Origin of the sequence: Vibrio mexicanus, from assembly GCF_001012815.1 — a bacterium.
GTDB classification, from domain to species: domain Bacteria; phylum Pseudomonadota; class Gammaproteobacteria; order Enterobacterales; family Vibrionaceae; genus Vibrio; species Vibrio mexicanus.
In genome coordinates this window covers 55,720-68,088 of sequence record NZ_JYJP01000001.1, presented here as the reverse complement: position 1 = coordinate 68,088, position 12,369 = coordinate 55,720, and the positions used below count along the sequence as shown (strand labels likewise).

At 45.7% G+C, this 12,369-nt stretch carries 7 protein-coding genes and 4 pseudogenes; 4 read left to right on the top strand and 7 right to left on the bottom strand.

Annotated features, from left to right (window positions below; all coding sequences use genetic code 11):
• Positions 1-188: 188 nt before the first annotated feature.
• The gene (locus UA76_RS00325; RefSeq protein ID WP_047042045.1) at positions 189-941 is read left to right on the top strand and encodes an SDR family NAD(P)-dependent oxidoreductase; all 753 of its coding nucleotides are present in this window, start codon (positions 189-191) and stop codon (positions 939-941) included.
• Between the two features lie 133 nt (positions 942-1,074).
• Here the strand turns inward: UA76_RS00325 and UA76_RS00320 are convergent, their stop codons facing one another.
• Both UA76_RS00320 and UA76_RS00315 read right to left on the bottom strand, forming a co-directional pair.
• On the bottom strand, positions 1,075-2,205 hold the full coding sequence (locus tag UA76_RS00320) for an HlyD family secretion protein (protein WP_047042044.1): 1,131 nt from the start codon (positions 2,203-2,205) through the stop codon (positions 1,075-1,077).
• A complete protein-coding gene (locus UA76_RS00315) occupies positions 2,205-2,594 on the bottom strand; it encodes a DUF3302 domain-containing protein (protein ID WP_047042042.1) in 390 nt (129 codons plus the stop codon). Before UA76_RS00315 ends, UA76_RS00320 begins: the two co-directional genes overlap by 1 nt.
• Before the next feature lie 145 nt (positions 2,595-2,739).
• Between UA76_RS00315 and UA76_RS00310 the strand changes: the two genes are divergently transcribed.
• Positions 2,740-3,627, top strand: a complete 888-nt coding sequence (locus tag UA76_RS00310) for a DMT family transporter (RefSeq protein WP_047042041.1) — start codon at positions 2,740-2,742, stop codon at positions 3,625-3,627.
• Between the two features lie 51 nt (positions 3,628-3,678).
• Here the strand turns inward: UA76_RS00310 and UA76_RS00305 are convergent.
• From UA76_RS00305 to deoD, 4 genes and pseudogenes are all read right to left on the bottom strand, one after another.
• Positions 3,679-5,258: pseudogene (locus UA76_RS00305) on the bottom strand (diguanylate cyclase domain-containing protein).
• Positions 5,239-6,726, bottom strand: a complete 1,488-nt coding sequence (locus UA76_RS00300; RefSeq protein ID WP_047042039.1) for a tetratricopeptide repeat protein — start codon at positions 6,724-6,726, stop codon at positions 5,239-5,241. Before UA76_RS00300 ends, UA76_RS00305 begins: the two are co-directional and overlap by 20 nt.
• 128 nt (positions 6,727-6,854) lie before the next feature.
• Positions 6,855-8,323, bottom strand: a pseudogene (locus UA76_RS00295) (transposase).
• Between the two features lie 88 nt (positions 8,324-8,411).
• Positions 8,412-9,123 (bottom strand): annotated as a pseudogene (deoD, locus tag UA76_RS00290) (purine-nucleoside phosphorylase).
• A 315-nt stretch (positions 9,124-9,438) separates the two neighbouring features.
• On the opposite strand from deoD, the pseudogene UA76_RS00285 reads away from it, so the two are divergent.
• Positions 9,439-10,364 (top strand): annotated as a pseudogene (locus UA76_RS00285) (L,D-transpeptidase family protein).
• A 75-nt stretch (positions 10,365-10,439) separates the two neighbouring features.
• Here UA76_RS00285 and UA76_RS00280 read toward each other — a convergent pair.
• Entirely contained in the window at positions 10,440-10,697 is a 258-nt protein-coding gene (locus UA76_RS00280) for an Lpp/OprI family alanine-zipper lipoprotein (RefSeq protein ID WP_047042038.1), read from the bottom strand.
• 325 nt (positions 10,698-11,022) lie between these two features.
• Between UA76_RS00280 and UA76_RS00275 the strand changes: the two genes are divergently transcribed.
• Entirely contained in the window at positions 11,023-12,351 is a 1,329-nt protein-coding gene (locus UA76_RS00275) for a DEAD/DEAH box helicase (protein ID WP_202906888.1), read from the top strand.
• Positions 12,352-12,369 lie beyond the last annotated feature (18 nt).

The following is a 12,369-nucleotide window of genomic DNA, read 5'->3' as shown; positions in this document are numbered from 1 at the left end:
TTTAATGAAAAGTCTCTGCAGCCTTCGTTTCAAAGATGCTATAGCGACCAAAGAGTGCAGTATTGTGGCATAAGTGAATAGTAATGGATAACTTAATGTTTCTTCAATTGCCCATCTGCGGTAGTTTGTCACATAGAATTAAATGCCAGTAGGCACTGGACAAAGCAAAGGTTGGTTAAGGAGTCATAATGAAGAAGATCGCTTTCATAACAGGTGCAACGTCAGGGTTTGGGCGTGCAGCAGCAAAACGTTTTGCTCAAGACGGTTGGGCTTTGGTTCTATCAGGCCGACGCGAAGAGCGTTTAGCCGCTCTGAAAAGTGAATTGGATGTGCCTGTGCATACGATCAAATTGGATGTTCGAGATTCGGATGCGGTTGCGCAAGCAGTGTCGTCTTTACCGGCAGAGTTTGCTGAGGTGTCATTACTCGTCAACAATGCAGGTCTAGCACTTGCACCTCAAGGTGCCCCTGATGTGGATCTTAAAGACTGGCACACGATGATTGATACTAATGTAACTGGCTTGGTCAATGTGACTCATGCAATGTTACCCACTTTGATTCGCTCGGGCCGAGGTAGTTCAATCATCAATGTTGGCTCAATTGCGGGTTCATGGCCATACCCGGGAAGCCATGTTTATGGCGCGACCAAAGCATTTGTCGAGCAGTTTAGTTACAACTTGCGCTGTGATTTACAAGGTACGGGCGTTCGCGTGACAGACATCGCTCCTGGCTTAGCAGAAACGGAATTTACTTTAGTTCGTACAAAAGGTAATCAAGACGCTTCAGATAACTTATATTCAGGTACCGAACCACTCAGTGCCGAAGATATTGCCGAGCAGATGTTTTACGTCGCTACACTTCCTGAGCACATCAATATCAATCGACTCGAAGTGATGCCAACGCGCCAAGCATGGTCACCGTTTGCGATTGATAGAGATTAATCAGAGTATTCTGCGGTTATGCGAGTAGGCACTTCAATGTGATTTGGAGTGAGTAGAATGAGAAAAGCCTCGTCAATTGACGAGGCTTTTTGCTTGCGGGTTACGAATAACCGAGACTAGTGTTCAAGGGAAACTAGTGATCAAGGTAGAGGTAGTTCTGCCAACTCTTCATTCGGATCAGTACCTTACGCATCACAGAAACATGAGTGAACTTATCGGAATAAACCGCAACCTCTACAGCGGTACCCATTGGCAGGTTGTACTCGGTCATATCATCGGTTATCTCTAGGTTAACGAACACGCGGCCATCGGTACGCAGTGCATTGGTGCCTAGAAGCGAACCACGGGCTTGGAATTGGCTTTCACCAACTGCGGGAATCACTTCAATAACGCGTCCTGTGAAGACTCTGCCTGGAATCGCGCGGAACTTGAATTCAGCCTCAAAACCCGGCTGTAGGCGCTGAAGTGAGTTCTGTCTGAATGCTGCCGTATACAAACGCTTCTCAGTGTGCACAAAGGTCATCACCGGCGCTAATGGCAGAGGTACGGCCATAACACCCGGGCGCAGTGCTAATTGAGTGACGTAGCCTTCAGTCGGGGCACGTACAACCGTTTGGTCTAAATCGAACTCAGCTTTACGCAATTCTGCCAGCAAGCGAGCCACTGTTGTATTCTCACCACCGATTTCAGAATCCAAAGAGATCTGCGCTTGATTTACGTTTGCCTCGGCTACGCTAAGTTGTGCTTCTGCAGCTTTGTAGGCTTGACGGCGAGTATCCAGTTGTTGCTCAGTAAACGCGCCTTTGTCGAAACCACGTTGATAACGGTCAAATTCGCGTTTGGCTTTATCACGTTCGGCTGCGGCTTTTTCTCTGGCGGCTATCGTTTCTTGGAAGTTAGATTCGAGACCTAAAGCCCCTTGGCTTGCTTCCTTAATTTGCGCTTTAATCTTGGCCACTTCCGCTTCAAACGGAATAGGGTCAATCTTAAATAGCACATCACCCTGTTGAAGCGGGGTGTTTGGTTCAACAGGAACTTCAATCACACGGCCACGAACGCCAGAAACGATAGGTGTCGTTGAATAAACTTGGTTACCAATTGCTGTAAACGGGTGGTTATAGTTCATCAGTAAGATCAAGGTACCGACGAGTACGATGCCACCAAGTACGGCTGTCGGAACTGTCCATTTGTTTAATGGAATCTTAAAGACTTTGAAGATCGTGATACAGATCGCGGCGTAAGTAAGAACTAAAAGTAAGTCCATTATTGTTCCTCCTCATTACTTCCTTGGCGGGGAGTGACAGTAGTCGACTCTTGCGATTGTGTTTTAAGTGCAGCAACTTCCTTTTCAAGCTGTGCTACTTGATCAATCAGCGCTTCAACACGATGGTGTGTATCCATTTGTTCGGCTTCAAGCTTCTGGAAGCCCCAGCCTCTTTCTTTACGCCACAATGTTGCCCATATCCATAGGAAGGGCCAAATTGCATGCAGTGTAAATAGGCTGACCCAGCCAGCATAGTGAATAGCGTCTTGATGTGGGTGTTCACGCTCTTTGGCAATTTCATAAGGAATATCGTGGATAACGATGATACCGTAGAAGATGACGAGCGCGACAAAGATCAATATACCTAGAGCGAAATAATCGAGAAACATACAAACGTCCTTGTCTATGATGGTTTGATTTTCATGTGCATCATGTAAAAGATAAGTAATTCACCATTAAAAGTATATATAAAAAACAACATATTATAACTTGGCGCATGCTAGCTGATGGCTAAATATACAGAAGGGAGTACGGATGGAATTTGGTGGCGAAATTGCAGCGCTAGGCGCGGCCTGTGTTTGGGCGTTTGCAACTTGGATTTACGGGCAATTTAGTCATCAATTTAGCGCACTTCAGCTTAATATTGTTAAAGGGGTCATTGCCTCTTTGATGATGTTGATATTGCTTCCGTTTACATCTACTGATACTTCAACAATTGAGATCAACCACTGGCTCATTTTGGGGCTGTCCGGAGTGATTGGTATTGCGATTGGTGACTCTGCGTACTTTGCTTCACTAAAGCGTATTGGTGCCAACAAAACCTTGCTTCTTGAATCTCTCGCACCTCCGCTTTCAGGCGTTTTAGCGCTGGCATTACTTGGCTCGGTGCTCGGTATTCAGGCTTGGCTAGGCGTGATAGTGACGACTGTTGCGGTTACCTTTGTGATATTTCAGCCATCGAAAGTTGGTGAGCAGCAGAGTTGGTCTGGTATTGGTTTCGGGCTTTTAGCCAGCGTTTGCCAAGCCTCAGGCGTTGTGATTTCTCACTATGCTCTGGTTGCTGCCGATATGTCGCCATTACTTGGGGCTTTAGTGCGGTTAAGCGTCGGGGTTGTCGCCGTAGTTGGTGTGGTTTTAATCTTAGAAAAGTCGCCAATACAAAACATGATGTCGAACCTAAAAAGCCTCAGCCAGCGAGCATTTCTGTGGCTGTTGTGTGCCATCTTTGTCGGTACCTTTTTGGCGTTGTGGTTACAGCAAATTGCTCTGAAATACGCGAACCCTGCAGTCGCTCAAACACTGATTGCAACCAGTCCATTGTTCATTCTGATTATCTCTTTGGTGAAAGGGGAGTCGATATCCAAGCGCACTATTTTTGGTACGGTCTGCGCTGTTGGGGGAATATCGCTGTTCTTTCTTTGATTAGGAGTGGCTCTAGAACATTGGTGAGGACAAAAAAAGTAGCGCACTGCGCTACTCTGTACAAACTTGATTTCGGCCGTTGGCTTTCGCTCTGTAGAGGGCTTTATCGGCTCGATAGAAAGTGCGCTGGGTATTCTCCCCTTCTCTGTGGAGCGTAATACCAATACTCACGGTTAAGCCACGTTCGCCCAGGATATCATTCCACTTGAACTGGAATATGCGCTCTCGATAGTTTTCAGCATGCATTTCCGCTTGTTCAAGTGTCGACTTTTCCAAGATAACCAAGAACTCTTCCCCGCCGAAACGCACGCAAGATGCACCTCTGAACTTAAAGTACGCAGAAAGCTCATGTGACACGTTCACAATGGCCTTATCGCCAACCAAGTGACTGAGTTCGTCGTTGATCGATTTGAAGTGGTCGATGTCGATCACCATCAAAGCAAACGGTGTGTCATGGAGCAAGAGATCTTTGAGTTTCACATCTAGCCAACGGCGGTTGTGTAGATTAGTCAGAGGATCGGTAAATACGTCTTGCTGCAACTGAGCCACGGTGTTTTTCTGTGTCTCAGTGGTTTCTTTAAGTTCTTTGTTCTCAAGCTCAGAGAGGATAAGTTTCAACTGCAGTTCGAAGCGCGAAAGTCGTCGAAGCTGGCTCGCCCCCAACTCTGTAATTGGAATGTTCTTCATTAAATCCGATTCAATTCGATATCCAGTCTTCTGATAGCTGAGCGCTTTTTTAAAGTTGCCTTGAGCTTGATAGATATCGCTGAGGGAGTCACTTAGCCTTTTCGCAAGAATAGGTGAAGAATGACCTTTGATGCGCTTGTCCGCGGAATGCAACACGAGCTGTGCGATATGGGATCGCCCTGTCTCGCTCAGGCAGTGGGCCAGCTCCAATCGAACCATATTCGACAACCAATCAGAATGAATATTACCTGCGCTGTACTGCACATTACCTATGGTTTGAAGCGCTTCTTCAGGCTTCTTCTGCATGCGATAGAGCTTTGATTGATACAGGAGGATTTGACCGGTTAGGATCTTATCGCTCACTAGGATGCTCAGCTCTTCACATTCGCGAATCAGATCATTTGCTGCTGCAGCACGATTGAGTTCGATGTAGCAAGATAGCATGTAGAGTTTGTAGCGTAGACGCAATGAACGACTTGAAATTGCATGGTCTATGCTATCGATTTTTTGGTAGTAACGAAGCGCGCGGTTGTGATCGCCATACGCATCGCACAAATTACCCATGCCTAACACAGCCATCGCGTAAGCTCGATGTAACCATGTTCGACTGCGATAGTGGAAGCTGTAATGTATTCGTTTAGGGCGCCGTGGTAATCACCGGAATCGACTAAACGTTCACTTAAGCTCGCTTTGACTTCAAGCATGACTTCTGCATCTTGCGGTAAAGAGAGAAGATTCAATGCGGCTTTCAATTCATCAATACTTGCTTGGGCTTGTTTAAGTTCGCTTCGATACTCCGAGCTGATAATCAAGCATTGAGCCTGTTCAATCGCTGTTGTTGCGACATGTTGCCTGATGTGGTTCCAGAATATAATGGCCTCTTCGCCTGTGACAGCTGAGGCATCTAAGCCAGAGTCACTGATTTTATTTAGCAGAGTGTCCATTCAACGCATCCTGTGTCTTGCTGTCTTCAAGTTGTTGTAAGGTAAATGGGAAGGTCAAAATGTCTTGGTATTCCACAATGGGTAGAGTGCTTTTGAGTCCTTTGCGATGCCAAGGATAAATCTCGATCATTTTCGCTAAGACTTGGAATACGTTATGCGCTTCTTCACCTTTATCCGCTAATAGTAGGCCTATGCGGTCGCTGCTTAAGCGGGAAAGCAGGTCTCGTTTGTTACACAGTGAATGGGCAATTTCGGCGCAAACTTCTAGGTAGTTAGTATCATCATGCTGAATGATGATGACTGCATGGTTAGAGCGTTTAAGTTCCGTCTTAAATAGGACGAGTTGCTCCCACCAATAGGTTTCCGACACCATTTGCGTGAGCAATTTTTCAGAATCAAAATCGTGTTGTCCACGAATTCGATTAATCAGTTTCCGAGCGCGCTGTTCAAGTTGCCGCTTTGAAGCTCGTGCCTTGTCTAACCCAACGCGAGCAGTTTGCTCACGAAGCATGTTGATTGAGTGGGTGCGATACTTTTTGAACGCAGTTAGCGCGTTTTCATAGTCTCCGCTCTCTTCGGCAACTCGGGACTGTTGAAAACAAATTTGAGAAAGCAGCTCCCCATTGTCGAAGGAGTTAGCGGAGGTTTCCGCCTGTTCTAACAGAGCTTTTGCCTTATCTGGATGGTTTCGAAGCAGCTCTAGCCTTGCACGGCTGATGTAAGAGTGCGCTTTCATCCAGACGAGTTCGTGTTTGATCGCTAGGTCATGAGCTTTTTTGGTGGCAATTTCGGCTTCTTCCAATCGCTCTAAACCGAGTAGAGCTAGGCCGCGAAAATCCCATACCTCTGCGTGCCAAGTACTGTTATTGACACCTTCCAAAATTTCTTCAGCGCCGTCGAGCACGCTTAGCATCTCGACGTAGTTGTTGAGTAAATACAGATCCCATGCCAGTAAGATGCGAGCTTTACCTTCCAACCAACCTATGCGCATGTTATTAGCGACAGTGACTGCTAACTCGTGTGTGCTTTTTGCTAGGTTATGTTCGCTGGTGATTCGCCAAACATTGCCCAATCCAATGAGACATTCGATTTGAATTTCGACTTCATCGACCAGAGCTGATTGTTCTAAGGCTTTGATCCAGTATTGCTGGGCGGAGTAGTACTTGGCTTGGCCCCAGTAGTGTAGGGCATAGATGTGGAGAATTTCGGGTAAGAAGTTGTCGGTGTCGAGTGTAGAAAGGCGCCCATGGGCTTCTTTAATGACCTTTAACCCTCTGCGGTAGTCCATCAGACACCAGTAACATCGTGACATGATGACTTGGCTGGCGATAGCGCCTTCTGGATAGAGAATCTGGGCTGCTCGCGCTGCGCACTGTTCAGCAATGGCCAACACCTTTTCGGGTTCAGCTTCAATCCTGGGTTTGAGCTGCTCAATCTCTATTTCCAGAAGATGTTGGTTTTTATCCAATGAGTTAATCCTTCAACAACACAAAAACTTCAATGATATCAATAACAGTATAAGAGGCCGCTTATATGCATTCTAGATAAAGTACCAAAACTTAAACTATTTGCAGGGGGACTTCACACTATCGTTAATTATGAAAGCAGTTCTCGTAGTGTCAAAGGTTTCTGCGTTAAGCCTAAGTTTTGCGCCGCTGTTTTACCGTCTTTATCTTGGTAGCACAGATTGTGCCATGCCCGAAAAATATCGAGCATTGGAAGCAACCCACCCGGTCGAAGCTTGCGTCTCGGTTCATTGATGAACTCGGAAAACAGCAGTTGAAACCTATCTTGATAAAACTGAGTTTTGTCGATGCTTGCCTTCATTAACCATTGATTTGGCTTAGGATTATCTCCTGCTAGGTAACAAATCCCTTTCGAGCTCTTGCCCTGCTTCGCGATGGCCCAACGGTCGCGCCACCAACCCATATGTACGATGTCGATTTTTTCAAAACTACGGAAACTGTCCCATTGTGGATCTTTTTCCACGTACATGAGGTCAATTTTTTGTCGCTGAATACGCGATAAGCAGACACTTAATGCCGCAGATCGCAAAAGCGGATCTTGAGGGAGATATAATGCGACTCTATTTTCATCGTTGAGCATGCTCATAATGTGCAAAAAGTGCGCATAGGAAGTGTACGGTGGACGAACCAGAGCCCCTTTTGAGGGGTAATGGAAAGTGCTCAAGTTACCCATTGGGTCTTCCACGTTACCTCGTGCCAAAATCGCTTGGTATTTTTGGTCAATGCGCTCTTTCAAGTCCTCAGAAGGAGAAGACGGAACGGTATTGGTTTCGGACGAGTACTCTCTGGAAACAAAACGAGCTGGAGATTGGTATGGGTCGTGATCGAGCTCGCTAATAGGCTCTTCATCAGCAGAATAATTCACGTGCTGGCAGAGCACATAACCTGTTTCCGCTTCTGTGGTCGCAATCCAAATAACGCCATTTCCGCTGTGTTTCTGCAGCTTGGCAAAGTTAGAGGCAAGTTGGTACTCACTAGCGTGATTTACCCAACGAGCGTCAATCATCGCTAAGTTACGACGGCAACGGCTCGCGATATGATCCAAGTGGTCATAGAAGGTTTTTGGATTGATAGAAAGCTTGCGACAGATTTCTCGCACCGAATAGCTCATAAACAGCAATCCGAGTAAGCTCTCTTGAAAATCGAGTTTGTGGTTTATGCCTGACCATTTATCAACAAAAGTGGATTCACATTTTTTGCAGCGGTAGCGTTGTCTGTCGCCACTGTAGCCGAATGCGTGATAAAGATGTTTGTGAGTATGGACAGAAAGACCAGCGTTTTCGCAGTCTTGATTTTTACAGGCAGGCAGCCCTTCGCAATGTTGCTGGCGTAAACGGCTCAGCTCATCGAGGACGTCTTGGTTGTTAAGTAAGGGGGGAAAGCACCACATTCACGGCAAACCATCGCTGGTCGTTTAGGGTTCGCGCGTTGCAAGACATAATGTTTTGCATCACTCAATCCAAAGTTGTCACACGCCAATGTTTTACAAAAGTTGAGTTGTAACCCGTCTGCTTCCTTGGGCAGTTCTCCGTTAGACACAATCGCCCCTCGGGAATTTAAGTCGCTGCCTGCGCAAACAAGCAGCGTTTCGATATTACTTTTCAATGATATTTATTATTGAAGGAGATTAGATGTTGATTGCTGTCTCTAGAGCAACGCGCATCATGTCGTTGAACGACTTCTGACGCTCTTCTGAGCTCAGCTTCTCGCCACGGATGATGTGGTCTGAAACAGTTAGGATAGTTAGAGCTTTCGCGCCCAGATCGGCAGCTACGCCGTAAATGCCAGCCGCTTCCATATCGACACCTAGGATGCCGAGTTTTTCCATCTTCTCGAAGATGTCTGCTTCTGGTGTGTAGAAAAGGTCTGCAGAGAATACGTTACCCACTTTCACTGGTACTTCCTGAGAGCGAGCTTGGTTCACGGCTTCTTCTAGAAGACCGAAGTCAGCGATTGCTGCGAAGTCGTGGTTGTTGAAACGAATACGGTTCACTTTAGAATCCGTAGATGCACCCATACCGATAACAACGTCCATTAGGTTAACGTCGTCACGTACTGCGCCACAGCTACCTACGCGGATTACGTTTTTAACGCCGTACTCAGCAATTAGCTCGTGAACATAGATACAACATGAAGGAATACCCATGCCGTGGCCCATTACCGATACTTTTTTTGCCTTTATAAGTACCTGTAAAACCAAACATATTGCGAACGTCACAAACTTGCTTTACATCGTCTAGGAATGTTTCAGCAATGTACTTAGCGCGTAGCGGGTCGCCTGGCATAAGAACCGTTTCTGCGAAATCACCTGGTTGTGCATTAATATGAGGGGTTGCCATCGTTGTTACTCCAAATGTTGTTTATGCATCTGTGCATATAACGAATTCTGTTTAAATTCGTAAGACTATTTGCAGCAATACTAGCGTTATAAAATAGGGTTTCTTGAGATGTCGGTCACAAACTATGGCCATTTAGTCAGAATAATTGCCCTTGATAACTAAATATGTTGAAAGCGCTAAGGCAATCGATTTGTTAGCGCAACTTGCTGTCTATTAGAGTGTGAATAGTCGGTCATATCTTTGATGAGATGTTGATTCAAGCACTTAAACAAGGCTAACCTTAACAGTGAATAATAAAGGGAAGGGTAAGCGTTGATGTTTACAAAGAAGTGGGGACGAGCGGCTGCAGTGTTAATCGCTTGTTTATCGAGTACTGCATGGGCCGCAGCCTACCATTTGCCTATTGAAGGAAGCCGTATTGTTGGCCGCACTCAGTATCATGTGGTGGAACATGGGGAAACGTTGGCAAATATAGCCAAGCAATACGATGTGGGCTTTCTATCATTGATGGCCGCCAACAAAGGTGTCGACCCGTTTTTGCCCGAGGAAGGATTCGTACTCACTATTCCGACTAAGTTTATTTTGCCCGACTCACCATATGAAGCATTGTGATTAACTTAGCCGAGCTACGTCTTTACTACTTCGAACCAAACACAGAGCTGGTGCATATTTTCCCAGTAGGAATTGGTCGAATTGGTCGTGACACACCAGAGATGTCGACTAAGATCAGCCAAAAGCGCCCGCAGCCAACGTGGACGCCTCCTCAATCGATTAGAAAAGAGTACCTAGCCAAAGGCATAGAGTTACCGCCTGTGGTTCCTGCTGGCCCTGATAATCCTCTTGGTGAGTATGCGCTTCGATTAGCGTACGGTTCGGGTGAATATTTGATCCACGGAACCAATAAGGACTTCGGAATAGGGCTACGCGTAAGTGCTGGTTGCATCCGTATGGAGCCAAAAGATATTGAGTGGTTATTTGCTCAAGTGGAGCGAGGCACGCCCGTTACCATAGTCGATGAGCCGATCAAAGTGAGTTTGGAGCCAGATAGAAGTGTTTTCCTAGAAGCTCATGAACCACTAACCAGAAGCGACGGCACTAAGAAGGATTTGGAAGTGCCACTAGAACTTAGCTGGTGGCTTGAAGCGTCGAACTTTTCTGATGTGAAAGCAAGAGCCGCAATATTGGCTCAAAACGGAGTGCCTGTAGAAGTAGTTGCACCACGCAAGGCAGAAAGGCTGTAGGAAACAGCAATAAATAGGATTCCCAGAAACTCAAAGGGCCTGCATATGCAGGCCCTTTTTCATTTTTCAGACTTACTATTTAGTGTAAGACTGAGCAATGTTGTCGATACGCTCGTTAGCGCGCTCTGCTTCTTCTTGAGCAGCCATAGCCGCTTCTTTCGCTTTCATAGCATCAGCAGCGTGCATTTCTTTTAGTGAAGACACTTCTTGAGAAAGTTGACTTACTTGGTTGCTTAGCTCGTCTAGTTTGTCTGTTGTTGCTTGGTCTGGAGCTGCACAACCAGCTAGTAGAAGTACAGAAGACGCCGCAGCTGCGATTAACACTTTGTTCATAGATTAATTCCTTGCTTTAAAGTTCGTATCAATATCGTCCTATACATTCTTTATCATATAGTGACGCCATAAATTGTAGTCATAAACATAGAGAACACATAGCGATAAAAAGTCAAAAAAACCCAAGATTTTAGGTAATTACTGCAATAATTGACGCAAGTCTCATTCTTGGGAGCAAATATTGGTTAGAGCAATCATCATAAATTGATTAAATTTAGTGTGATCTCTATCCATTTTGACGGTTTTCACGGTATCATTACGTGTTAAAACTTTTTCGCTGCAAAAATGAGGCGGCGATTTGAAACTCATACCATTGGAGAATCCTTTGCACTTTAAAGATTTAGGCTTAGATAACCGCTTATTAAAAAACCTTAAGCACTTTGATTTTAAACAGGCGACAAAAATTCAGCAGCAAGCCATTCCGGTTTCGATTGCTGGAAAAGATCTACTTGCTTCATCAAAGACAGGTTCTGGTAAGACACTAGCGTTTGTACTGCCAATGCTGCATAAGTCTCTAAAAACAAAATCATTTTCTGCAAAGGATCCGCGTGGACTTATTCTTGCACCAACACGTGAGTTGGCAAAGCAAGTGTACGGTGAGCTGCGATCAATGTTGGGCGGCTTATCTTACGATGCGACTTTGATCGTTGGTGGTGAAAACTTCAATGATCAAGTGAAAGCGCTACGCCGTTACCCTAAGTTTATCGTGGCAACGCCAGGACGTTTGGCTGACCACCTAGAGCACCGTTCGCTCTACCTAGATGGCTTAGAAACGCTTGTTCTAGACGAAGCTGACCGCATGCTAGATCTTGGCTTTGCACCAGAACTGCGCCGTATCCACAATGCAGCCAAACATCGCCGCCGCCAAACATTGATGTTTTCAGCAACATTAGATCACGCGGAAGTTAACGATATTTCAGCGGAAATGCTGGATGCGCCAAAGCGTATTTCTATCGGTGTTTCGAACCAAGAACATAAAGACATCACTCAAAAATTCTACCTGTGTGATCACCTGGATCATAAAGAAGCCATTTTAGACCGTGTTCTCGATGAGGCTGAATACAATCAGGTGATCATTTTCACTGCGACTCGCGTCGATACCGATCGCCTGACTGAAAAGTTGAACGAACGTAAACTTAAAGCGATTGCCCTGAGTGGTAGCTTAAATCAGACTCAACGTAACACCATCATGAGTCAGTTTGAGCGCAATGTGTTCAAGATTCTAGTCACTACCGATGTAGCATCACGTGGTTTGGACATTCCAAACGTGACCCACGTGATTAACTTCGACATGCCTAAACACACGGAGGAGTATGTCCACCGTGTTGGTCGTACTGGTCGTGCGGGAAATAAAGGGGACGCAATCTCTTTAGTTGGCCCTAAAGATTGGGACAGCTTCAAGCGCGTTGAGTTATATCTTCAGCAAGATCTAAACTTCTCTGAACTGGAAGGTCTAAAGGGTAAATTCAAAGGAATTAAGCCGAAGAAGCCGGATTTCCGTAAAGGGAAACAAGCGACCAAAGGTAAGCCTGCACAGCGTAAGAAGGTGGCGAAGAAGCCTGTTAAACGCGATAAGAGCTTCCATCAGAATGTTGCAGTGGGTGATAGCGTGTTTATTCCGAAGAAGAAAACGCCACCGAAAGCAGAAGACTAGTCTGTACCAGCACTATAA

Excerpts from the sequence above, each read along its gene's own strand:
- UA76_RS00325 (WP_047042045.1), top strand. The coding sequence starts at position 189 with ATGAAGAAGATCGCTTTCATAACAGGTGCAACGTCAGGGTTTGGGCGT.
- UA76_RS00320 (WP_047042044.1), bottom strand. The coding sequence starts at position 2,205 with ATGGACTTACTTTTAGTTCTTACTTACGCCGCGATCTGTATCACGATC.
- UA76_RS00315 (WP_047042042.1), bottom strand. The coding sequence starts at position 2,594 with ATGTTTCTCGATTATTTCGCTCTAGGTATATTGATCTTTGTCGCGCTC.
- UA76_RS00310 (WP_047042041.1), top strand. The coding sequence starts at position 2,740 with ATGGAATTTGGTGGCGAAATTGCAGCGCTAGGCGCGGCCTGTGTTTGG.
- UA76_RS00280 (WP_047042038.1), bottom strand. The coding sequence starts at position 10,697 with ATGAACAAAGTGTTAATCGCAGCTGCGGCGTCTTCTGTACTTCTACTA.